Origin of the sequence: Klebsiella sp. M5al (genome assembly GCF_002090195.1) — a bacterium.
Classification (GTDB): Bacteria; Pseudomonadota; Gammaproteobacteria; order Enterobacterales; family Enterobacteriaceae; genus Klebsiella; species Klebsiella grimontii.
This window is the reverse complement of record NZ_CP020657.1, coordinates 4317005-4338105: the sequence shown is the minus strand read 5'-3', so window position 1 is coordinate 4338105 and position 21101 is coordinate 4317005. Positions and strand designations below refer to the sequence as shown.

The window sequence follows — 21101 nt, the reverse complement described above, 5'->3', positions numbered from 1 at the left end:
CGATGATCAACGCCCTGGGATTACTGGAAGTGGACGGTATGGTCGCCGCCGTTGACGCGGCGGATGCGATGCTGAAGGCGGCCAACGTGCGGCTGCTCAGCCATGAGGTCCTCGACCCCGGCAGGCTGACGCTGGTGGTGGAAGGCGACCTGGCGGCATGCCGGGCGGCGTTGGATGCCGGCAGCGCTGCGGCGCAGCGTACGGGGCGCGTTATTAGCCGTCGGGAGATCGGTCGCCCGGAAGAGGATACCCAGTGGCTGATCGGCGGCTTTCAACGACCGCCGAAAGCGCCCGAGCCGCCTGAGCGGTCCGAGGAAGCGGAATCCTCCGCGCCCTTACTGACGCTGCTGGCGTCGGCGCGTCAGGGAATGACGGCCGGGGAAGTGGCCGCGCATTTCGACTGGTCGCTTGAGAAAGCCAGGAAGGCGCTGGAGCAGCTGTTTTCTACCGGAGCGTTGCGTAAACGCAGTAGCCGCTATCGCTTAAAAAATTAACCTGTCGGAGGTGCCGGGAGCGTGAAAACGCTCCCGGTTTAAAAGATCATGAAAAAGAAAACACCGGTCAACCTGCACCATCTTTATCATGAAGCATTACCCGAAGACGTTAAGCTAACGCCGATGGTCGAGGTGGACAACGTCCACCAGCGGCGAACCACCGATGTCTATGAACATGCCCTGACGATTACCGCCTGGCAGCAGATTTACGATCAGCTTCATCCGGGGAAATTCCACGGTGAATTTACTGAAATCCTGCTCGATGATATTCAGGTCTTTCGTGAATATACCGGTCTGGCGCTGCGCCAGTCCTGCCTGGTGTGGCCTAACTCGTTCTGGTTCGGTATTCCGGCCACCCGCGGCGAGCAGGGATTTATTGGCTCGCAGTGCCTCGGCAGCGCCGAAATCGCTACCCGGCCCGGCGGCACGGAGTTCGAACTCAGTACCCCGGACGATTACACCATCCTTGGGGTGGTCATTTCAGAGGACGTGATTACCCGCCACGCGGGCTTCCTGCATCACCCGGAAAGAGTGCTGCATATGCTGCGTAACCAGTCGGCGCTGGAAGTTAAAGAGCAGCATAAAGCGGCGCTGTGGGGCTTCGTGCAGCAGGCGCTGGCGACGTTCAGCGAGAATCCGGAAAACCTGCATCAGCCCGCGGTGCGCAAAGTGTTGGGCGATAATCTGCTGCTGGCGATGGGGGCGATGCTGGAGGAGGCCCAACCGATCGTCACCGCCGAGAGCATCAGCCATCAGAGCTACCGGCGGCTGCTGTCCCGGGCGCGGGAGTATGTACTGGAGAATATGTCGGAGCCGCTGACCGTTCTCGACCTGTGTAATCAGCTGTACGTTAGCCGCCGCACGCTGCAAAACGCGTTTCACGCGATTCTCGGAATAGGGCCGAACGCGTGGCTGAAGCGTATACGGTTAAACGCGGTGCGCCGGGAGCTGATCAGCCCGTGGTCGCAGAGCGCCACGGTTAAGGATGCCGCAATGCAGTGGGGATTCTGGCATTTGGGCCAGTTCGCCACCGATTATCAGCAGCTGTTCGCCGAGAAACCGTCGCTGACGCTGCATCAGCGGATGCGGCAGTGGGCGTGATGGCGATTGATTTACCGGATGGCGTTTCGTGCCGTTATCGTAGGCCTGATAAGCGTAGCGCCATCGGGAAAAACAGCGCCGGATGGCGGCGTAAACCCCTTATCCGGCCTATGAACCGCGCCATCAGGCAATTTTATACCCAGTCGCGCACCTGAATGAACTCGCCTAGCGCCGCTTCCGGGCTATCCGCTGCCGGCTGGTAGTTATATTCCCAGCGTACCAGCGGCGGCATCGACATCAGGATGGATTCGGTGCGGCCGCCGGTTTGCAGGCCGAACAGGGTGCCGCGATCCCATACCAGGTTAAACTCCACGTAGCGCCCGCGACGGTAGAGCTGAAAATCCCGCTCGCGTTCACCCCAGGCTATTTCCCTGCGTCGCTCGACAATCGGCAAATACGCCTCGGTATAGCCGTTACCCACCGCCTGCATAAAGTTGAAGCAATGGTCGAAGCTGGGGGCATTCAAATCATCGAAAAACAGGCCGCCGATGCCGCGCTGCTCGTTACGGTGTTTGAGAAAGAAGTAGTCATCGCACCACTTTTTATAACGCGGATAAACGTCTTCGCCAAAGGGCTGGCACAGATCGCGGGCGGTACGATGCCAGTGAACGGCATCTTCTTCAAAGCCGTAGTAGGGGGTTAAATCGAAGCCGCCGCCGAACCACCATACCGGATCGGCGCCCGGTTTTTCCGCGATAAAGAAACGCACGTTGGCATGGCTGGTGGGGATATAGGGGCTGCGCGGATGCACGACCAGCGATACGCCCATCGCTTCAAAGCTGCGGCCAGCCAGCTCAGGACGGTGAGCGGTAGCGGAAGCCGGCATCGCATCGCCGTGCACGTGCGAAAAATTCACGCCAGCCTGCTCAAAGATCCCGCCATCGCGCAGCACCCGGCTGCGCCCGCCGCCGCCGCCTTCCCGCCGCCAGCTATCTTCGACAAATTCGTCGCCGTCAACGGCGCTGAGCTGTTGGCAGATAGCATCCTGGAGCTGAAGAAGGAAGGCTTTTACCTGGTGCGCATCGGGTCTCATTAACGTCTCTTCGAGTGGGCTTTCTGGTTATCGAACCAGTGGAAATAGCTGATAATGCCGTTGGCAATCGCCGTGGCGATTTTCTGCCGGAACGCGGTGGTGCCGAGCAGTTTTTCTTCGTTCGGATTGGTAATAAACGATGTCTCCACCAGTACCGACGGAATCGACGGCGATTTCAGCACCACGAACGCCGCCTGTTCGGTATTGCGGCTGTGCAGCTTATGCACCGGCTTAATCTTTTTCAGGATATGCGAGCCGAGCGTCAGGCTGTTTTTAATGGTATCAGTTTGTACCAGGTCGAACAGCACTTGCTGCAATAGATGGTCTTTATCCGTCGTTTTCTTGCCGGCCACTTCATCTGCCCGGTTTTCTCGATCCGAGAGATATTTTGCCATGGCGCTACTGGCGCCGCGGTTGGAAAGGGCGAAAACGGAGGCGCCGGCCGCGCTCGGGTTGGTGAAGCCGTCAGCGTGAATTGACATAAAGAGATCGGCGCCGTGCTGGTGGGCGATCTCCACGCGGTCATAGAGCGGAATAAAGGTGTCGCCGCTGCGCGTCAGGCGCGCATCGATACCGTTGCTGCGCAGGATGCTGCGTACGTTTTTGGCGATCGCCAGCACCACGTGCTTCTCTTTTGAACCGTTATGGCCGATAGCACCGGTGTCGATACCGCCATGGCCCGGGTCGAGCATCACGACGCGTTTGGCGCCTTTTTTCTTCGCTGCGGGTTTGCTGTGCCCATTGGATGTCTTCAATGGCTGTTGTTCTTTCGCGCTGGCCTGTGAGGCGATCCCTGAAAGCGTGATTGCTGCCAGCCCGGCTTTCAGCACCTGGCGGCGCGAAGCAAGTATTTTTAAAGGTTTAAAAGTGCTCATTCGGCCTGAATTGCAAACAAGTGGTAACCAATGTTATATCGTATCGTGTTTTCTGATACGACCATTCAAAATAAGAATTGTTTTACTTTTCATTTCAATACATGACAAAGTCATATTATGCCATTTTTTGCGGCTCATTGCGCCTGATATTGGCTATCGGGCACAATCGCGCCATAATCTCTGTTTTTAACCGTCAATGGTGGGGAATACCATGGAGATACGCGTTTTTCGCCAGCAAGATTTCGAAGAGGTCATTACCCTGTGGGAGCGTTGCGATCTCCTGCGCCCATGGAACGATCCGGAAATGGATATTGAACGTAAGCTGAATCACGATGCCAGCCTGTTCCTGGTCGCCGAGGTTAACGGGGAAGTGGTCGGCACGGTGATGGGCGGTTATGACGGTCATCGCGGGTCTGCTTATTATCTGGGGGTGCATCCTGAATATCGCGGACGCGGTATTGCTAACGCGCTGCTTAATCGGCTGGAGAAAAAGCTGATTGCCCGCGGCTGCCCGAAAATAAACATTATGGTACGCGAAGATAATGATGTGGTGCAGGGAATGTACGAACGCCTTGGCTATGAGCATTCAGACGTGCTGTGCCTCGGCAAGCGCCTAATTGAAGATGAAGAATACTGAGTTTATCCCCGCCGATTTTGATACCCACGGCCGCCTGCGTTTACCGTTTCTTTTTTGGTGCGTGCTGCTGCTTCAGGCGCGGACGTGGGTGCTATTTCTGATGGCCGGCGCGTCGCGCCAGCAGGGCGACGCGCTGCTGAATCTGTTTTATCCGGACCACGATAATTTTTGGCTGGGGTTGCTTCCCGGCATCCCGGCGGTGCTGGCGTTTATCATTAGCGGGCATCGTCAGCGCTTTCCCCGGCTCTGGCCCCTGATGCGCTGGCTGCTGGCGCTTTCCCAGCTATTGCTGTTGGTCTGGCAACCGCTGCTGTGGATGAGCGGCGAATCGCCCTCGGCGGTGACCATCGGCCTGCTGGCGGCGGATCTTTACGCGCTCTGGTGGCTGTTGAGCAGCCGTCGGCTGAAGGCCTGTTTTCGCGAAGAACAGGTTTAACGGCACTTTTTGCCGATCGCGCACTCCAACATGCGTTGAATAAATCAGAAAGGACACTCAGTCATGAAATCGCTACGTTTACTTCTCTGCGCACTACCGCTGGCTTTAACCGGCTGCTCGACGATGAGCTCGGTGAACTGGTCGGCGGCCTATCCGTGGAACTGGTTTGGCTCCTCCACGGAAGTGACCGAACAGGGCGTAGGCAACCTGACGGCGTCAACGCCGCTGAGCGAACAGGCGATCGGCGATGCGCTCGGCAGCAGCTACCGCCTGCGCAGCGGCATGAAAACGGCTAACGGTAATATTGTGCGCTACTTCGAAGCGTTAAAAGATGACAAGGTCGCGCTGACCATCAACGGCGAGAGCGGGACTATCAGCCGCATCGACGTGCGCGATAGCAATATCAAAGCCGCCAGCGGCGTGAAAATCGGTACCCCGTTCAGCGATATCTACAGCAAGGCGTTTGGCAACTGCCAAAAAGGCAGCAATGACAACGGTGCCGTGGTGGAATGCAAGGCCGAGGGCAGCCAGCATATTAGCTATGCTTTTACCGGCAACTGGAACGGTCCTGAAGAGTTAATGCCTTCCGACGACACGCTGAAGAACTGGAAAGTGAGCAAGATTATCTGGCGCCGCTAATTTGATCTGAAGTGATTCGAGGTCCTGAAAAAGCGGGTACAATAGCGCCTTAAAAAAGCCACAGCGTGGTGGCTGTCCTATTTTTCAGGAGGAGCGATGTCTCAGGTTCAGAGCGGCATTTTGCCGGAACATTGCCGTGCGGCGATTTGGATTGAAGCAAATGTCAAAGGCGATGTTGACGCCCTGCGTGAAGCCAGCAAAGTGTTTGTCGATAAGTTAGCCACCTTTCAGGCGAAATACCCGCAAGCGAAGCTGGGGGCGGTGGTGGCTTTTGGTCATAACGTCTGGCGTCAGCTGAGCGGCGGCGTTGGGGCCGAAGAGCTAAAAGACTTTCCGGCCTACGGCAAAGGTCTGGCGCCGTCGACCCAGTACGATGTGCTGATCCACATTCTCTCCGCGCAGCATGAACTGAACTTCTCTGTGGCGCAGGCGGCTATGTCCGCTTTTGGCGCAGTAGTTGATGTTAAAGAAGAGATTCATGGTTTTCGCTGGATTGAAGAGCGCGATCTGAGCGGCTTTGTCGACGGTACTGAAAACCCGGCCGGCGAAGAGACGCGCCGTGAAGTGGCGGTGATTCAGGATGGCGTCGATGCGGGCGGCAGCTACGTATTCGTGCAGCGCTGGGAGCACAACCTCAAGCAGCTTAATCGCATGAGCGTTCCTGACCAGGAGATGATGATTGGCCGCACCAAAGAAGCCAACGAAGAGATTGACGGCGACGATCGTCCGGACACCTCTCACCTGAGCCGCGTGGATCTGAAAGAAGAGGGAAAAGGGCTGAAGATTGTCCGTCAGAGCCTGCCGTACGGCACCGCCAGCGGTACCCACGGCCTCTACTTTTGCGCCTACTGCGCCCGTCTGTACAACATTGAGCAGCAGCTGCTGAGCATGTTCGGCGATACCGACGGTAAGCGCGATGCGATGCTGCGTTTTACCAAACCGGTGACCGGCGGATACTACTTCGCGCCTTCGCTGGATAGACTGCTGGCGCTGTAAGATTTCCCCTCTCCCCACAAGGGGAGGAAACCGTTCGGCGCGGCAGGCAAGCGTCGAACGGTTTCCGGTTCTGGATGCGTGATTCAGATAAGCTTTGCCATTTCCTTATTCTCTTTTCGACTTCCAAATCGCCAAACGGTATATAAAACCGTTACTCCTTTCATAGCCGTTATAAATATGATGATCAGCAGAAAATCATCATATTGATAAGGGTGCGCAATGGCCGTTAAATCATTAACAAAAGGATATCTGGCGCTGGCTGCTTCTGTGCTGCTGGTCGCGCAGGCGCAGGCGACGGAACTGCTGAACAGTTCTTACGATGTTTCCCGCGAGCTGTTTGCCGCCCTTAACCCGCAGTTTGAACAGCAGTGGGCGAAAGATAACGGCGGCGATAAGCTGACGATTAAACAATCTCATGCCGGGTCATCAAAACAGGCGCTGGCGATTCTGCAGGGGCTTAAGGCCGACGTGGTGACCTACAATCAGGTGACCGACGTCCAGATTCTGCACGACAAAGGCAAACTGATCCCGGCGGACTGGCAAAGCCGTCTGCCGAATAACAGCTCGCCGTTTTACTCGACGATGGGATTCCTGGTGCGTAAAGGTAACCCGAAAAATATCCACGACTGGAATGATTTAGTGCGTTCCGATGTGAAGCTCATTTTCCCGAACCCGAAAACCTCCGGCAATGCCCGTTACACCTACCTGGCGGCGTGGGGCGCGGCGGACAAAGCTGACGGCGGTGATAAAGCGAAAACCGAGCAGTTTATGACCCAGTTTCTGAAAAACGTCGAAGTGTTTGATACCGGCGGGCGCGGCGCAACCACCACCTTTGCCGAGCGTGGGCTTGGCGATGTGCTGATTAGCTTTGAATCTGAAGTAAATAACATTCGGAAACAGTACGAAGATCAGGGCTTTGAGGTAGTCATTCCTAAAACCAATATCCTCGCGGAATTCCCGGTCGCCTGGGTGGATAAAAACGTGCAGGCCAACGGAACAGAGAAAGCGGCGAAAGCCTACCTGAACTGGCTCTATAGCCCGCAGGCGCAGACCATCATCACCGATTACTCCTATCGCGTGAATAACCCGGACGTGATGAACAAACTGAAAGATAAATTCCCGCAGACCGATCTGTTCCGCGTGGAAGATAAATTTGGTTCCTGGCCGGAAGTGATGAAAACCCACTTTACCAGCGGCGGCGAGCTGGACAAACTGCTGGCGGCGGGGCGTAAGTAATGTTTGCAGTATCGACTAAACGCGTGCTGCCGGGCTTTACCTTAAGCCTCGGGACCAGCCTGCTGTTCGTCTGCCTGATCCTGTTGTTGCCGCTCAGCGCGCTGGTGATGCAGCTTGCCCAGATGAGCTGGGCGCAGTACTGGGATGTGGTCACCAACCCGCAGGTGGTGGCGGCCTATAAAGTGACGCTACTCTCGGCGTTTGTGGCGTCGATTTTTAACGGCGTCTTCGGCCTGCTGATGGCGTGGATCTTAACCCGCTACCGCTTCCCGGGCCGCACGCTGCTGGATGCTCTGATGGATTTGCCGTTTGCGCTGCCGACGGCCGTTGCCGGCTTAACCCTCGCGTCGCTCTTCTCCGTGAACGGGCTGTACGGCGAGTGGCTGGCGAAATTTGATATTAAAGTCACCTATACGTGGCTCGGTATCGCGGTGGCGATGGCCTTTACCAGCATCCCGTTTGTGGTGCGTACCGTGCAGCCGGTGCTGGAAGAGTTGGGCCCGGAATATGAAGAAGCGGCGGAAACCCTGGGCGCCACGCGCTGGCAGAGCTTTCGCAAGGTGGTGCTGCCGGAGCTCTCCCCGGCGCTGATGGCGGGCGTTGCGCTGTCCTTTACCCGCAGCCTCGGTGAGTTTGGCGCGGTGATTTTTATCGCCGGCAACATTGCGTGGAAAACGGAAGTGACCTCGCTGATGATTTTTATCCGTTTGCAGGAGTTTGATTACCCGGCGGCGAGCGCGATTGCTTCGGTGATCCTCGCGGCCTCGCTGCTGCTGCTGTACTCGATTAACACTCTGCAAAGTCGCTTTGGTCGACGCGTGGTAGGTCATTAATGGCGATCGTTGCTCAATTGAAGCGTTATGACGCTCCCCGCATTAACTGGGGAAAATGGTTTCTGATAGGTGTTGGGGTGCTGGTTTCTGCCTTCATCCTGATTGTGCCGATGGTCTATATCTTCGTGCAGGCCTTTAGCAAAGGCCTGATGCCGGTACTGCAAAACCTTGCAGACCCGGACATGCTGCACGCCATTTGGCTAACGGTCATGATTGCCTTGATTACCGTACCGGTAAACCTGGTTTTCGGTACGCTGCTGGCGTGGCTGGTGACGCGCTTTACCTTTCCAGGCCGTCAGCTGCTGCTGACGCTGTTGGATATACCGTTTGCCGTCTCGCCGGTGGTGGCGGGCCTGGTTTATTTGCTGTTTTACGGTTCTAACGGTCCGCTGGGCGGCTGGCTCGATGAGCATAACCTGCAGATTATGTTTGCCTGGCCGGGCATGGTCCTGGCGACCATTTTTGTGACCTGTCCGTTTGTGGTCCGCGAACTGGTGCCGGTGATGATGAGCCAGGGCAGCAATGAAGATGAGGCGGCGATTCTGCTCGGCGCGTCGGGCTGGCAGATGTTCCGCCGGGTTACGCTGCCCAATATTCGCTGGGCGCTGCTCTACGGCGTGGTGCTGACTAACGCCCGCGCGATCGGTGAATTCGGCGCCGTGTCGGTGGTTTCCGGCTCAATCCGCGGCGAAACCTTATCGCTGCCGCTACAAATTGAACTACTGGAGCAGGATTACAATTCCGTCGGTTCGTTTACCGCCGCCGCACTGCTGACGTTAATGGCTATTTTGACCCTGTTTTTGAAGAGTATGGTGCAATGGCGTTTGGCCAATCAGGAAAAACGCGCGCAACTGGAGGGAAATCATGAGCATTGAGATTGCCAATATTAAGAAGTCTTTTGGTCGCACGCAGGTGCTGAATGATATCTCGCTGGATATCCCCTCCGGACAGATGGTCGCGCTGCTGGGGCCGTCAGGCTCCGGGAAAACCACGCTGCTGCGTATCATCGCCGGGCTGGAAAATCAGTCCAGCGGCCATATCCGTTTTCACGGTACCGACGTCAGCCGCGTGCATGCGCGTGACCGTAAAGTCGGCTTCGTGTTCCAGCACTACGCGCTGTTTCGCCATATGACGGTGTTCGACAATATCGCCTTCGGCCTGACGGTACTGCCGCGTCGTGAACGACCGAATGCTGCCGGCATCAAGGCAAAAGTCACCAAGCTGCTGGAGATGGTCCAGCTGGCGCATCTGGCGGATCGCTATCCGGCCCAGCTTTCCGGCGGGCAGAAGCAGCGCGTCGCGTTAGCGCGCGCGCTGGCGGTTGAACCGCAGATTCTGCTGCTGGATGAACCTTTTGGCGCGCTGGACGCCCAGGTCCGTAAAGAACTGAGACGCTGGCTGCGTCAGCTGCACGAAGAGCTGAAGTTTACCAGCGTATTTGTTACGCACGATCAGGAAGAGGCGACCGAAGTGGCCGATCGCGTGGTGGTCATGAGCCAGGGCAATATCGAACAGGCCGATGCGCCCGATCGGGTATGGCGCGAGCCGGCCACGCGTTTTGTGCTGGAGTTCATGGGCGAAGTTAACCGCCTGAAGGGAACCCTTCGCGGCGGTCAGTTCCACGTCGGCGCGCATCGCTGGCCGTTGGGCTATACCCCGGCGTACCAGGGGCCGGTCGATCTGTTCCTGCGTCCGTGGGAAGTGGACATCAGCCGTCGCACCAGCCTGGATTCGCCGCTGCCGGTACAGGTGCTGGAAGCGAGCCCGAAAGGCCACTACACCCAATTAGTTGTGCAGCCTCTCGGGTGGTATGACGAACCGCTAACCGTGGTGCATCAGGGTGAAGACGCGCCGCATCGCGGGGAACGCCTGTTTGTTGGCCTGCAGAACGCGCGTCTGTACAACGGCAATGAACGTATTGAGCCGCGCGAGGAGCTTGCTCTGGCTGAATCGGCCTGATAGCTTATTGCGTAGTTTATCGCCCGGTGGCGCTTCGCCTATCGGGCCTACAGTAATCACTGCGTCTTGTAGGCCGGGTAAGCGAAGCGCCACCCGGCTTTTTTATTGAGTAGAAATCGTGAATACACTCGAATACACCATCGGCAATACTCCTCTGGTCAAACTGCAGCGCATGGGGCCGGACAACGGCAGCGAAATATGGGTCAAACTCGAAGGCAACAATCCCGCGGGCTCGGTGAAAGACAGAGCGGCGCTGTCGATGATTGTCGAGGCTGAAAAGCGCGGAGAGATTAAGCCCGGTGATGTGCTGATTGAAGCGACCAGCGGCAACACCGGCATTGCGCTGGCGATGATCGCCGCGCTTAAAGGCTATCAGATGAAGCTGCTGATGCCGGACAACATGAGCCAGGAGCGCCGTGCCGCCATGCGCGCCTACGGCGCGGAGCTGATTCTGGTGACGAAAGAGCAGGGAATGGAAGGCGCGCGTGACTTAGCGTTAGCAATGGCCCAGCGCGGCGAAGGCAAGCTATTGGATCAGTTCAACAATCCTGATAACCCGTACGCGCACTACACCACCACCGGGCCGGAAATCTGGCGGCAGACTGACGGGCGGATCACCCATTTTGTCTCCAGCATGGGCACCACCGGCACCATTACCGGCGTATCGCGTTTTCTGCGCGAGCAGGATAAAGCGGTGAGCATCGTCGGACTGCAGCCGGAAGAGGGGAGCAGTATTCCCGGCATTCGCCGCTGGCCTGCCGAATATATGCCGGGCATTTTTAACGCGCAGCTGGTGGACGTGGTGCTCGATATCCATCAACAGGATGCCGAAAACACCATGCGGATGCTGGCGGTGAAGGAAGGGATTTTCTGCGGCGTCAGTTCCGGCGGCGCGGTGGTGGGCGCATTGCGCGTTGCCCGCGAAAATCCCGGCGCGGTAGTGGTGGCGATCGTTTGCGATCGCGGCGATCGCTACCTTTCTACCGGTGTATTTGGCGAAGAGCATTTTACCCAGGGCGCGGGAATTTAAACCTCGGGCGCGTCGAGCAGGTCGGTACCGTAGGAGTTATCCACGGTGCAGAGCCAGCGTTCGCCCTGCTGACGAAAGACATAGGTTGCGCGCCGCGTGACCTGTGTTATCCCGGCTTCCGTCGGGATATCCAGCCGGGTTTCCATAATCACCAGCGCATTGCCGCCGCCTTCGATGATCTCCATTTTTCCCTGCGTCACCACCAGCCGGTGCTGAAAATAGTCGGCAATGGCGATAAACGCGTTGCGGATATTTTCTTTGCCTCTGGCCACCATGCCTGGTTTGACGACCAGCGCGGCGTCTTCAGCGTAATACTCCATCAGTGTCGCGTAATCTTCCTGGGAGATAGCGCGATCGCAGGCTTCGATGGCGGCTTTAAGCTGTGGGTTGGGATTGTGCATTTGTGGCGATTCTCGCATTGTCGGGCTTGAATAAAAGCGTTTTGCTTACTTTGCCGTCAGCTTATCAAGGAACACCCATAGCTTCTCATTCATTTCGCGATAATCCCAGGCGCGCATCTCCTGTTCACTACGAATGAAACGCCTGCCTCTGGCGGCGCTAAGCTCCTGCTGTGAATGGGCGATAAGCAGCTCGATGACCTCAGCGTCAAACTCCATGTGGCACTGGAAGCCATAGACCCGGTCGCTGTATTTCACAATTTGCCGCGGGCAGCCTTCGCTGGAGGCCATCACTTCCGCCTCTGGCGTCAGGCCCGGCATATCGTTATGCCAGTGGCCGACGACCAGCGAGGGGCCAAAATGGGCCAGTTTGTCATCCTGCAGGCCCGCGGTGGTGAGCGTGATGGGATAGTGGCCGACCTCTTTTTCCGGGCTCTGCATGACCGGCGCGCCCAGCGCTTCACCGATAAGCTGCGAGCCGAGGCAAATCCCCACCACGATCCGTCCTGCGGCAATGGCCTGCGCAATCAAACGCTGCTCGGCGTGGCTATCAAACCAGGGGCACTCAGTTAATGTGGTGCGCGGCGACTGCGGGCCGCCGAGCACAACCAGCATATCAAAGGCGTTGGCGTTTTCCGGGAGCGCATCTCCCGCATATACCCGAGACCAGCTGATACCGTAGCCGCGCGCCTGCGCCCAGCGCAGGTAAGCTCCCGGCGCTTCAAAGACTTCATGGACGATAAAGTGGATCTGCATAGCGTTAACTCCCGTCACTGTTGTTGTAATATCTGGTATAAGTCATTGGCGAGCTTATTAATTTCATTCTCGCTTAGCGTCGCAAGCGACAGCCGTAGCCCGTGCGCTGGTTCGCGGATACCGAACGTTTCGCCTTCGCGAACCAGCCAGCCGGCGTGCGCCAGACGAAGCGCCACCGGCTGACTCGGCTCCTCCAGCGGGAACCAAAAATTAAGCCCGTCTCCTGGCGTCAGGTGGGTGATTCCGCGGCTGGCGAGGGCGGCAATCAGCTTTTCATGCTGTTGACGATAGTGGCGCCGGGTTTCCGCCAGAGAGGCCATAAAGGCGTTGTCGTTAAGGCAGGCGATGACCAGATCCTGCAACAGATGGCTGACCCACTGGCTACCGGAATTAAGCCTGAGGCGCAGCGCCGCCGACGTGTCGGCGTCGCTGGCGACGATGGCCAGACGTATATCCGGCCCCAGGGTTTTTGACAGGGAGCGTACCAGCGCCCAACGCTGGCTTTCCGCGGCGATAGGGGAGTACCAGGGCGTGGCGGAGAGCAGCGCGAAATGATCGTCAACAATCACCAGAACCTGCGGATAGCGGGCCAGTATTTCGCGTATTGCCCGGGCGCGGGATTCGCTGAGGCTACAGCCGGTCGGATTGTGCGCGCGCGGGGTGATAATGACCGCCCGGGCGCCGTTGCGCAGCGCCTCTTCAAGGGGCTCAGGCTGCATGCCTTCCCCGTCGACCGGCACCGGCGAAGGGTGAAAACCGGCATAGCGCAGCATATTGATGCTGCTGAGAAAGCAGGGATCTTCAATGGCCACGCTATCGCCGGGCAGCAACAGGGCGCATAGCAGGCGCTCAAGCGCATCGACGGCGCCGCTGGCGAGGTTAATCTCGGCGTCCATCTCCAGATCCGGGTTAACCCAGCGACTGGCCCACGCGGCCAGCCGGGGCTCAACCGCCGCATCGCCGTACAGACGTGGCGCTAAAGCAATCGCGCCGAGGGAGTGCTTGAGGTTCGCCAGGCGAGCGGGATCGGGATTGCCGCTGGAAATATCCTTCAGCGGGGAAGAGGGATCGCCCCCTTCAAGGGCGGGAAGAGTATTATGCGTTTTAATGGCGGTGCCATTACGCCCCTGACTGACGGCCAGACCGGAGGTTACCAGGCGCTTATAGGCGGCAGCGACGGTATTGCGGTTAACCGCCAGCTTGCCCGCCAGCTCGCGGACCGGCGGCAAAATATCGCCAGGCTTGAGCGCGCCGCTTTGTACCAGATGGCGGATATTATCGAAGATCTCACTGGCAGTTTTTCCAACGATCATTATTGACCTATGACAAAATGAATTTTAGCATAGGACGAATGATAATCAGAGTCTGACTCGCTGTCCAGCGGGAGGAGAAAGGATGGATCAGCAAGATGAAATACAATCGGTGCTCTTTAGCGATAAAAGCCGTGCGCTGCAGGTCGATATTGTGGCCGTGCAGTCGCAGGTGGTTTACGGCAGCGTAGGCAACAGTATTGCGATACCGGCGATAAAGCAGCACGGCCTGCGGGTGATGGCGGTGCCGACGGTGCTGTTTAGCAATACGCCGCATTACGATACCTACTACGGCGGGGTGATCCCGGAAGAGTGGTTTGCCGGTTATTTAAAGGCGCTGGAGGAGCGTGACGCGCTCCGCGAGCTGCGGGCGGTAACGACCGGCTATATGGGCAGCGCCGTGCAGATTAAGCGTCTGGCGCAATGGCTGCAGCGCATTCGCGAGCAGCGTCCTGAACTGTGTATTCTCGTTGATCCCGTCATTGGCGATGTGGATAGCGGTATCTACGTCAAGGCCGAGATCCCTGAAGCCTATCGTACGCATTTGCTCCCGCTGGCTCAGGGGATCACGCCCAATCTGTTTGAGCTGGAGACGCTAAGCGGCCTGCCTTGTCATCATCAGCAGGAGGCGATTATTGCCGCCCGTAGTCTGCTCTCTGATTCACTGCAATGGGTGGTTATTACCAGCGCGCCGGGAGCGGATAGCGCCACGATCAACGTGCTGGTGGTTAGCGCAGAGTCGGTCGAGGTGATCGAACATCCGCGTGTAGAAACCGACCTTAAGGGAACGGGCGACCTTTTTTGCGCCGAACTGGCGAGCGGCCTGGTTTGCGGGATACCGCTGGGCGATGCCGCTAAAGCCGCCGCGCAGCGGGTGCTGGCGGTCATGACATGGACCGAGGAACAGGGCTGCGATGAGCTCATTCTGCCGCCGCGAGGGGAGGGAGTATGAAGAGCTATCGCTTAGTGGTGCGCCAGCAGGGAAGAGTCGTCGGTCATTTTGAGACGACCGGCAGCGAAGCGCTGGAAGATGTTTGCGAAGTGGGGTCGCTATTTGGCGCCGTGGGCGGATATCAGTGTGATTTACAGGTTTCTGACAGCGAGAAGCGGATTCTGGAAAGCGGCCCTGAGGGGATGAAAATACTTTCGCGGGAGAAGTGCTATCGGCCGTTTAAAGCGGCGAGATAAAAAAATGGCGCCCTGAGAGGCGCCATTCTTCTGCGGCAAGAATTACTTCTTGATGCGGATAACCGGCGTTTCACCCACGGTTACGCTACCGGACAGTTTGATCAGCTCTTTGATCTCGTCCATGTTGGAGATAACAACCGGAGTCAGGGTAGACTTGGCTTTCTCTTCCAGCAGCGGCAGATCGAATTCGATAACCGGGTCGCCGACTTTCACACGCTGGCCTTCTTCAGCGATACGTTTGAAGCCTTCGCCTTTCAGTTCAACGGTATCAATACCGAAGTGAACGAACAGCTCGATGCCGCTATCAGATTCGATTGAAAAAGCATGGTTGGTTTCAAAAATTTTACCGATGGTACCATCTACCGGCGCAACCATTTTGTTGCCAGTAGGTTTGATAGCAATGCCATCACCCACAATTTTTTCCGCGAAAACTACATCCGGCACGTCTTCAATGTTGACGATCTCGCCAGAGAGCGGGGCAACAATCTCAATAGTTCCGGTGTCTTTTTTGTCATCAGAAACCAGAGATTTCAATTTATCGAACAAACCCATGATCTTCTCCTAAGCAGTAATTTGGGCCGCGCATCTCGTGAATTAGCAGATTGTTTTTTCTTCAATGAACTTGTTAACCAGCGTCATTAACTCGTCCGTTGTCGGTTGAGCAAGAGCCTGCTCTGCTAATACTTTCGCATCTTCGAAGTTCGTGTTACGGATAATCTTCTTGATGCGCGGGATGGAAATGGCGCTCATAGAGAACTCGTCCAGACCCATACCCAGCAACAGAAGTGTAGCACGTTCATCGCCCGCAAGCTCACCGCACATGCCAGTCCATTTGCCTTCAGCATGAGAAGCATCAATAACTTGCTTAATCAGCGTCAGCACGGACGGGGACATTGGCTGGTAAAGATGTGAAATCATATCATTACCACGGTCAACTGCCAGAGTATACTGCGTTAAATCATTGGTACCGATACTAAAGAAATCAACTTCTTTGGCTAAGTGACGAGCAATTGTCGCAGCGGCTGGGGTTTCCACCATCACGCCAATCTCAATGGACTCATCAAAAGCTTTACCTTCGTCGCGCAGTTCCTGTTTGTAGATTTCGATCTCTTTTTTCAGTGCACGCACTTCTTCAACAGAGATGATCATCGGGAACATGATGCGCAGTTTACCGAAAGCGGAAGCACGCAGGATTGCACGAACCTGGTCACGCAGAATCTCTTTGCGATCCATGGCGATGCGCACCGCGCGCCAGCCGAGGAACGGGTTCTCTTCTTTCGGGAAGTTCATGTACGGCAGCTCTTTGTCGCCGCCGATGTCCATGGTGCGAACGATAACCGCCTGCGAGCCGCACGCTTCGGCAACGGCTTTGTAAGCGGCGAACTGTTCTTCTTCAGTTGGCAGCGAGTCGCGGTCCATGAACAGGAATTCTGTACGATATAAGCCAACGCCTTCTGCACCGTTACGCTCGGCACCTTCAACGTCGCGTACGGTACCGATGTTGGCGCAGACTTCAACCTGATGGCCGTCCAGCGTGATGGCCGGCAGGTCTTTCAGCTTAGCCAGTTCCGCTTTTTCTTCAGCGACCTGAGCCTGCAGGTTGCGCAGTTCTTCGATTTGTTGGTCGCTCGGGTTAACCAGAACCTGATTATTCACCGCGTCGAGAACCAGATAGTCGCCGTTTTTCACCTGGCTGGTCACGCTGCCGGTGCCCACGATGGCCGGCAGTTCAAGGGAACGCGCCATGATGGAGGTGTGGGAAGTACGACCGCCCGCGTCGGTAATGAAACCCAGCACCTTGTTCAGGTTCAGCTGCGCGGTTTCAGACGGAGTGAGGTCAGCGGCAACCAGAATAACTTCATCCTGAATCGCGCTCAGATCGATGATGGCCAGACCGAGGATGTTGCGCAGCAGGCGCTTACCGATGTCGCGTACGTCAGCCGCACGCTCTTTCAGGTATTCGTCATCCAGTTCTTCCAGGGCAGTAGCCTGACCTTCGATAACTTCATTGGCTGCCGCATCGGCAGTCATATGCTTATCTTTAATCAGGGCTATGATTTCCTGCTCAAGCTCCTCATCTTCCAGCAGCATGATGTGCCCTTCGAAGATGGCTTCTTTTTCTTCACCGAAAGTTTCACCAGCTTTGGTTTTGATGACCTCCAGCTGGGCGGAGGCCTTGGTGCGGCCGTTCAGAAAACGTTCAACTTCCTGATCAACCTTATCGGCAGAAATTTTCTTCCGGTCGATGACAATTTCGTCTTCTTTCAGCAGAAGAGCTTTGCCGAAAGCGATACCCGGGGATGCTAAAATGCCTGAAATCATAACCCTACCTTACTTGTGACTGATATTAAAAAGAACCCGTGAACTTACTCGAGTTCAGCCATCAGTTTAACCAGATGCTCAACTGCTTTCTGCTCATCTTCGCCTTCGGCAGAGAGAGTCACAACGGTGCCCTGGGTCAGGCCCAGAGTCTGCAGTTTGAACAGGCTTTTGGCGCTGGCGCTTTTGCCGTTGGAGGTTACAGTGATCTCAGAAGTGAAGCCTTTTGCTTCTTTAACAAACTGAGCAGCAGGGCGGGTGTGCAGACCGTTCGGAGCGGTAATAGTAACTTCTTGCTGGAACATTATATTTCCCCAACTTATAGGTTTAGTGTTGTGGACCTAAAGTTTAGCCTAACGGCCAAACTTTAGCCTGTATCGTTAGCGCCGGCATCACGTATCCGGCTCCGGCACCAGCAGCAGCGAATCGCTGTGGAAACCTTCAGGCCGTTAACGTCTACCACGTCATTAAACATTATGCCGCTAAAGGAAGACTTGAACCAAATCATAAAATCGATTCAGCTTATGGAAATCCAAATCGGAATAATTTCGCGCATCGAAATAAATGTGCTGGTTAAATACCAGACCCAACGAAGTGAATCAATGCCAGGAGGGGTAAAAGTTTGATGTGCGCCACAAAAAAGCACCTGAAAAGGTGCTTTTTTACACGATATTAACAAGCTGGCATTACTGTTGCAGTTCTTTCTCAGTGAAAAGATCGGCAAACAATGCGGTGCTTAAATAGCGCTCACCTGAAGAAGGTAGGATAACCACAATATTCTTATTGGTAAAGGATTCATCCTGCTGCAGCTTCAGCGCAGCGGCAACGGCGGCGCCAGAAGAGATCCCGGCCAGAATGCCTTCCTCTTCCATCAGGCGGCGCGCGGTGGAAATGGCTTCTTCGTTGGTGATCGCAACCACTTTATCCACCAGCTTCAAATCCAGGTTGCCTGGGATAAAGCCTGCGCCAATACCCTGAATTTTATGCGGGCCGGGCTTCAGCTCAACGCCTGCCAGCGCCTGGGCGATAACCGGGGAATCGGTGGGTTCAACGGCAACGGTAATCAGATCTTTTTTACCCTTGGTGCCTTTGATATAGCGGCTCACGCCGGTCAGCGTACCGCCAGTACCGACGCCGGAGATGAAGACGTCAACCTGACCATCGGTATCTTCCCAGATTTCCGGGCCGGTGGTTTTTTCATGAATTTCCGGGTTGGCCGGGTTGCTGAACTGCTGCAGCAGCAGGAATTTCTCCGGATTGCTGGCGACAATCTCTTCGGCTTTCTGGATGGCGCCTTTCATGCCTTTAGCGCCTTCGGTCAGCACCAGATTGGCGCCCAGGGCCTTCAGCAGCTTGCGGCGTTCGATGCTCATGGTCTCCGGCATCGTCAGCGTCAGTTTATAACCGCGCGCCGCAGCCACGTAGGCCAGAGCGATACCGGTATTACCGCTGGTCGGTTCCACCAGCTCAACGCCGGGTTTCAGCACGCCGCGTTTTTCGGCATCCCAAATCATATTGGCACCGATACGGCATTTTACGCTAAAGCTCGGGTTACGAGATTCTACCTTTGCCAGGATGCGCCCGTTACCGATGCGGTTCAGTCGTACCAGCGGCGTATGGCCGATAGTCAGGGAGTTGTCTTCAAAAATCTTACTCATGGCCCGTCCTTAACTGTATGAAATTTGGGAGTACGGCTTCAGCATACCCGCTTAAAGAATATGCGGAAGTAAGGATTTAGCATATCTATATTCGGAAGAGAAATAATGACAAGCCAGAAGTAATAAGGAGCGGCATAAGCCGCTCCGAAAGCGATAGCGCTACTTCCACATCGCGTGTTTGTCGCGGTAGCAGTCGACCCACATTGCCGTCGCGCCGCAAATAGCGACGGGCAGTATCACCAGGTTCAGTATCGGGATCATGGTAAACAGGCTGGTTAAGGCGCCAAACTGCATATTGGTCACTTTACGCGTGCGCAGCGCCTGGCGCATCGTTTTAAACGGCACCTTATGGTTATCAAAAGGATAATCGCAGTACTGAATCGCCAGCATCCAGGCGCTGAACAGGAACCACAGCACGGGAGCTATGGTCTGGCCGATACCGGGAATGAAGTAAAGGATCAGCAGAACGATGGCCCGCGGGAGATACCAGGCGAACTTCTGCCACTCACGCTTCATGATGCGCGGCACATCTTTCATGATGCCGAAAATCCCGACGTCCGGCGGCGTCGCGCCCGTCAGGCGCGCTTCAAGCTGCTCGGCCAGCAGGCCGCTAAAGGGGGCGGCAATCCAGTTGGCGATTGTCGAGAAGAAGTAGCCGAAGACAAGCAGTATAGAAATGACCACCATGGGCCACAGCAGATAGTTAAGCCATTGCAGCCATTCAGGAACATGGCTCATCAAAGAGGGGATCCAACTGCCCAGACGCGTGAACAACCACCAGAATGCGCCGCCCATCAGAATAATGTTGACGAGCAAAGGGAGGAATACGTATCGACGGATCCCCGGCAGCCCGATCAGCTTCCAACCCTGCGAAAAGTAGTAGACGCCACTGCGCGGGGTCGTTACGGATGATGAAACCATAGTCAGGTAATGCTCCTTTTTTGACATCCAGGCTGAATGCCGGGCTATTTTATCGGGTTAGCAGACAATAACCAGTTAGGAAATGTTCGAAAAAACAGCAAAAAGCACGATTTAGTTCATCTTTATGTAGTGAAAGCCCCAGACGCACTTGCACTTGATGTAATCGGCAAATACTCTTAGTGAGTAAATGTTTGCCGTGGTGGCAAGGTGTTAGAACAACAGAGAATATAATGATGCAGGATTTGCGTCTGATATTAATCATTGTTGGCGCGATCGCCATAATCGCTTTACTGGTGCACGGTTTTTGGACCAGCCGTAAAGAGCGCTCCTCGATGTTTCGCGATCGCCCACTGAAACGTATGAAGTCACGCGACGATGAAGAGTCGGAAAGCGACGACTTTAATGACGATGTTGAAGGCGTTGGTGAAGTCCGGGTTCATCGGGCCAGTCATGCGCCGAATGGCGTTCATGGGGAGCATGAAGCACCTCGTCAGCCGCAGCACCAGTATCAGCCTCCTTATGAGCGTCAGGCGCAGCAGCCACCTGTGCGCCCGGAAGAGCCTGTCCGTGCAGCGCAGCCGCCGCAACAACAGCCTGTTCGCCCGCAGGCCCCGGTTCAGCAACCGCATCACGCCGTGCCGCCTCAGCAGCCGGTAATGCAGCCGGTACAGCCTCCGCAGCCACAGCAACCCGTTCAGCATGTGCAGCAGCCGGTTCAACAACCCGCCATCGCTCCAGAGCTTCAGCCGACGCCAGAACCTCAGGCCCCTGAGCCGCAGCAGGCCGCGCCGCAGCCTAAAGAGCGTAAGGAGACGGTCATCGTGATGAACGTCGCCGCGCACCACGGTTCGCAGCTTAACGGCGAGCTGTTAATCAACAGCATCCAGCAGGCGGGTTTCAAATTTGGCGATATGAATATCTTCCATCGCCACCTCAGCCCTGACGGCAGCGGTCAGGTGCTCTTCAGCCTGGCCAATATGGTTAAGCCCGGCACCTTCAATCCGGACAGCATGGCGGATATGATGACGCCTGGGGTAACTATCTTTATGCAGGTTCCGTCCTTTGGCGATGAACTGCAAAACTTTAAGCTGATGCTGCAGTCCGCGCAGTACATTGCCGATGAAGTCGGCGGCGTAGTGCTAGACGATCAGCGTCGGATGATGACGCCGCAAAAACTGCGCGAATATCAAGACCGTATTCGTGAAGTGAAAGAGGCTAACGCCTGATTCATCTTCTTGCGTTTCATCTACTCATCCTGAACCCCCGCCCGTCGGGGGTTTTT

General features: G+C 56.0%; 24 protein-coding genes. 14 read left to right on the top strand and 10 right to left on the bottom strand.

Annotated elements, in window-relative coordinates:
* Positions 1-2 precede the first annotated feature (2 nt).
* Complete coding sequence (gene eutK / locus BWI76_RS20750; RefSeq protein WP_004870745.1) at positions 3-494, top strand: ethanolamine utilization microcompartment protein EutK; 492 nt, start codon at positions 3-5, stop codon at positions 492-494.
* A gap of 48 nt (positions 495-542) precedes the next feature.
* The gene (eutR, locus tag BWI76_RS20745) at positions 543-1595 is read left to right on the top strand and encodes an HTH-type transcriptional regulator EutR (protein WP_004870747.1); all 1053 of its coding nucleotides are present in this window, start codon (positions 543-545) and stop codon (positions 1593-1595) included.
* A gap of 133 nt (positions 1596-1728) precedes the next feature.
* Here the strand turns inward: eutR and hemF are convergent, their stop codons facing one another.
* Together hemF and amiA are read right to left on the bottom strand one after the other, a co-directional pair.
* On the bottom strand, positions 1729-2628 hold the full coding sequence (hemF, locus tag BWI76_RS20740) for an oxygen-dependent coproporphyrinogen oxidase (protein WP_004870749.1): 900 nt from the start codon (positions 2626-2628) through the stop codon (positions 1729-1731).
* Positions 2628-3503 carry an N-acetylmuramoyl-L-alanine amidase AmiA gene (amiA, locus tag BWI76_RS20735; RefSeq protein WP_004870750.1) on the bottom strand — a complete coding sequence of 292 codons (876 nt, stop codon included), beginning with the start codon at positions 3501-3503 and terminating at the stop codon, positions 2628-2630. Before amiA ends, hemF begins: the two co-directional genes overlap by 1 nt.
* Positions 3504-3714: 211 nt before the next feature.
* Between amiA and BWI76_RS20725 the strand changes: the two genes are divergently transcribed.
* From BWI76_RS20725 to cysM, 9 genes are all read left to right on the top strand, one after another.
* Positions 3715-4140, top strand: a complete 426-nt coding sequence (locus BWI76_RS20725) for a GNAT family acetyltransferase (protein ID WP_004853033.1) — start codon at positions 3715-3717, stop codon at positions 4138-4140.
* Positions 4127-4576, top strand: coding sequence for a DUF2919 domain-containing protein (locus tag BWI76_RS20720; protein WP_004870752.1), 450 nt, complete (start codon positions 4127-4129; stop codon positions 4574-4576). Before BWI76_RS20725 ends, BWI76_RS20720 begins: the two co-directional genes overlap by 14 nt.
* 63 nt (positions 4577-4639) lie before the next feature.
* The gene (locus BWI76_RS20715; protein ID WP_004870754.1) at positions 4640-5215 is read left to right on the top strand and encodes an RpoE-regulated lipoprotein; all 576 of its coding nucleotides are present in this window, start codon (positions 4640-4642) and stop codon (positions 5213-5215) included.
* 96 nt (positions 5216-5311) lie between these two features.
* A complete protein-coding gene (locus tag BWI76_RS20710) occupies positions 5312-6211 on the top strand; it encodes a Dyp-type peroxidase (RefSeq protein WP_004870755.1) in 900 nt (299 codons plus the stop codon).
* 219 nt (positions 6212-6430) lie between these two features.
* Positions 6431-7447, top strand: coding sequence for a thiosulfate/sulfate ABC transporter substrate-binding protein CysP (cysP, locus tag BWI76_RS20705; protein WP_004870758.1), 1017 nt, complete (start codon positions 6431-6433; stop codon positions 7445-7447).
* Positions 7447-8280: a sulfate/thiosulfate ABC transporter permease CysT gene (gene cysT, locus BWI76_RS20700; protein WP_004123378.1), complete on the top strand. Its 834-nt coding sequence runs from the start codon at positions 7447-7449 to the stop codon at positions 8278-8280. Before cysP ends, cysT begins: the two co-directional genes overlap by 1 nt.
* On the top strand, positions 8280-9155 hold the full coding sequence (gene cysW, locus BWI76_RS20695) for a sulfate/thiosulfate ABC transporter permease CysW (RefSeq protein ID WP_004870763.1): 876 nt from the start codon (positions 8280-8282) through the stop codon (positions 9153-9155). Before cysT ends, cysW begins: the two co-directional genes overlap by 1 nt.
* Positions 9145-10239 (top strand): sulfate/thiosulfate ABC transporter ATP-binding protein CysA, encoded by a 1095-nt coding sequence (gene cysA, locus BWI76_RS20690; RefSeq protein ID WP_004123374.1) that lies wholly within the window; start codon positions 9145-9147, stop codon positions 10237-10239. The genes cysW and cysA overlap by 11 nt, the downstream gene beginning before the upstream one ends.
* 118 nt (positions 10240-10357) lie before the next feature.
* Positions 10358-11269, top strand: coding sequence for a cysteine synthase CysM (cysM, locus tag BWI76_RS20685; RefSeq protein ID WP_004870767.1), 912 nt, complete (start codon positions 10358-10360; stop codon positions 11267-11269).
* Here cysM and BWI76_RS20680 read toward each other — a convergent pair.
* Genes BWI76_RS20680 through ptsJ form a run of 3 tightly spaced genes read right to left on the bottom strand, consistent with a single transcriptional unit; the run spans position 11266 to position 13736 of the window.
* Entirely contained in the window at positions 11266-11670 is a 405-nt protein-coding gene (locus tag BWI76_RS20680) for a YybH family protein (RefSeq protein WP_004870769.1), read from the bottom strand. The two genes, cysM and BWI76_RS20680, sit on opposite strands and share 4 nt — an antisense overlap.
* A 45-nt stretch (positions 11671-11715) precedes the next feature.
* Complete coding sequence (locus BWI76_RS20675; protein ID WP_004870773.1) at positions 11716-12423, bottom strand: GMP synthase; 708 nt, start codon at positions 12421-12423, stop codon at positions 11716-11718.
* 14 nt (positions 12424-12437) lie between these two features.
* Positions 12438-13736: a transcriptional regulator PtsJ gene (gene ptsJ, locus BWI76_RS20670; protein WP_049085971.1), complete on the bottom strand. Its 1299-nt coding sequence runs from the start codon at positions 13734-13736 to the stop codon at positions 12438-12440.
* An 82-nt stretch (positions 13737-13818) separates the two neighbouring features.
* Between ptsJ and pdxK the strand changes: the two genes are divergently transcribed.
* On the top strand, positions 13819-14685 hold the full coding sequence (pdxK, locus tag BWI76_RS20665; protein ID WP_004870781.1) for a pyridoxine/pyridoxal/pyridoxamine kinase: 867 nt from the start codon (positions 13819-13821) through the stop codon (positions 14683-14685).
* Entirely contained in the window at positions 14682-14921 is a 240-nt protein-coding gene (locus BWI76_RS20660; RefSeq protein ID WP_004104337.1) for a hypothetical protein, read from the top strand. Before pdxK ends, BWI76_RS20660 begins: the two co-directional genes overlap by 4 nt.
* Positions 14922-14963: 42 nt before the next feature.
* Here BWI76_RS20660 and crr read toward each other — a convergent pair whose 3' ends face one another.
* From crr to cysZ, 5 genes are all read right to left on the bottom strand, one after another.
* Positions 14964-15473, bottom strand: a complete 510-nt coding sequence (crr, locus tag BWI76_RS20655; protein ID WP_000522253.1) for a PTS glucose transporter subunit IIA — start codon at positions 15471-15473, stop codon at positions 14964-14966.
* A gap of 42 nt (positions 15474-15515) precedes the next feature.
* Entirely contained in the window at positions 15516-17243 is a 1728-nt protein-coding gene (gene ptsI, locus BWI76_RS20650) for a phosphoenolpyruvate-protein phosphotransferase PtsI (protein ID WP_004870786.1), read from the bottom strand.
* A 44-nt stretch (positions 17244-17287) separates the two neighbouring features.
* A complete protein-coding gene (gene ptsH / locus BWI76_RS20645; RefSeq protein ID WP_002913505.1) occupies positions 17288-17545 on the bottom strand; it encodes a phosphocarrier protein Hpr in 258 nt (85 codons plus the stop codon).
* 381 nt (positions 17546-17926) lie between these two features.
* Complete coding sequence (gene cysK, locus BWI76_RS20640; protein WP_004870789.1) at positions 17927-18898, bottom strand: cysteine synthase A; 972 nt, start codon at positions 18896-18898, stop codon at positions 17927-17929.
* Positions 18899-19057: 159 nt separating this feature from the next.
* Positions 19058-19819: a sulfate transporter CysZ gene (gene cysZ, locus BWI76_RS20635; RefSeq protein ID WP_004870791.1), complete on the bottom strand. Its 762-nt coding sequence runs from the start codon at positions 19817-19819 to the stop codon at positions 19058-19060.
* Positions 19820-20049: 230 nt separating this feature from the next.
* Here cysZ and zipA point away from each other — a divergent pair, with 230 nt between their 5' ends.
* Positions 20050-21045, top strand: a complete 996-nt coding sequence (gene zipA, locus BWI76_RS20630; RefSeq protein WP_004870793.1) for a cell division protein ZipA — start codon at positions 20050-20052, stop codon at positions 21043-21045.
* Positions 21046-21101: the final 56 nt, after the last annotated feature.

What these genes read in the sequence shown, in the direction of transcription:
- cysK (WP_004870789.1), bottom strand. Translation starts at nt 18,898, where the DNA reads ATGAGTAAGATTTTTGAAGACAACTCCCTGACTATCGGCCATACGCCG.
- BWI76_RS20660 (WP_004104337.1), top strand. Translation starts at nt 14,682, where the DNA reads ATGAAGAGCTATCGCTTAGTGGTGCGCCAGCAGGGAAGAGTCGTCGGT.
- BWI76_RS20715 (WP_004870754.1), top strand. Translation starts at nt 4,640, where the DNA reads ATGAAATCGCTACGTTTACTTCTCTGCGCACTACCGCTGGCTTTAACC.
- cysW (WP_004870763.1), top strand. Translation starts at nt 8,280, where the DNA reads ATGGCGATCGTTGCTCAATTGAAGCGTTATGACGCTCCCCGCATTAAC.
- hemF (WP_004870749.1), bottom strand. Translation starts at nt 2,628, where the DNA reads ATGAGACCCGATGCGCACCAGGTAAAAGCCTTCCTTCTTCAGCTCCAG.
- cysT (WP_004123378.1), top strand. Translation starts at nt 7,447, where the DNA reads ATGTTTGCAGTATCGACTAAACGCGTGCTGCCGGGCTTTACCTTAAGC.
- ptsI (WP_004870786.1), bottom strand. Translation starts at nt 17,243, where the DNA reads ATGATTTCAGGCATTTTAGCATCCCCGGGTATCGCTTTCGGCAAAGCT.
- ptsJ (WP_049085971.1), bottom strand. Translation starts at nt 13,736, where the DNA reads ATGATCGTTGGAAAAACTGCCAGTGAGATCTTCGATAATATCCGCCAT.
- cysP (WP_004870758.1), top strand. Translation starts at nt 6,431, where the DNA reads ATGGCCGTTAAATCATTAACAAAAGGATATCTGGCGCTGGCTGCTTCT.
- amiA (WP_004870750.1), bottom strand. Translation starts at nt 3,503, where the DNA reads ATGAGCACTTTTAAACCTTTAAAAATACTTGCTTCGCGCCGCCAGGTG.
- BWI76_RS20725 (WP_004853033.1), top strand. Translation starts at nt 3,715, where the DNA reads ATGGAGATACGCGTTTTTCGCCAGCAAGATTTCGAAGAGGTCATTACC.
- cysA (WP_004123374.1), top strand. Translation starts at nt 9,145, where the DNA reads ATGAGCATTGAGATTGCCAATATTAAGAAGTCTTTTGGTCGCACGCAG.
- BWI76_RS20680 (WP_004870769.1), bottom strand. Translation starts at nt 11,670, where the DNA reads ATGCACAATCCCAACCCACAGCTTAAAGCCGCCATCGAAGCCTGCGAT.
- BWI76_RS20710 (WP_004870755.1), top strand. Translation starts at nt 5,312, where the DNA reads ATGTCTCAGGTTCAGAGCGGCATTTTGCCGGAACATTGCCGTGCGGCG.
- BWI76_RS20675 (WP_004870773.1), bottom strand. Translation starts at nt 12,423, where the DNA reads ATGCAGATCCACTTTATCGTCCATGAAGTCTTTGAAGCGCCGGGAGCT.
- ptsH (WP_002913505.1), bottom strand. Translation starts at nt 17,545, where the DNA reads ATGTTCCAGCAAGAAGTTACTATTACCGCTCCGAACGGTCTGCACACC.
- eutK (WP_004870745.1), top strand. Translation starts at nt 3, where the DNA reads ATGATCAACGCCCTGGGATTACTGGAAGTGGACGGTATGGTCGCCGCC.
- eutR (WP_004870747.1), top strand. Translation starts at nt 543, where the DNA reads ATGAAAAAGAAAACACCGGTCAACCTGCACCATCTTTATCATGAAGCA.
- cysZ (WP_004870791.1), bottom strand. Translation starts at nt 19,819, where the DNA reads ATGGTTTCATCATCCGTAACGACCCCGCGCAGTGGCGTCTACTACTTT.
- zipA (WP_004870793.1), top strand. Translation starts at nt 20,050, where the DNA reads ATGATGCAGGATTTGCGTCTGATATTAATCATTGTTGGCGCGATCGCC.
- BWI76_RS20720 (WP_004870752.1), top strand. Translation starts at nt 4,127, where the DNA reads ATGAAGAATACTGAGTTTATCCCCGCCGATTTTGATACCCACGGCCGC.
- pdxK (WP_004870781.1), top strand. Translation starts at nt 13,819, where the DNA reads ATGGATCAGCAAGATGAAATACAATCGGTGCTCTTTAGCGATAAAAGC.
- crr (WP_000522253.1), bottom strand. Translation starts at nt 15,473, where the DNA reads ATGGGTTTGTTCGATAAATTGAAATCTCTGGTTTCTGATGACAAAAAA.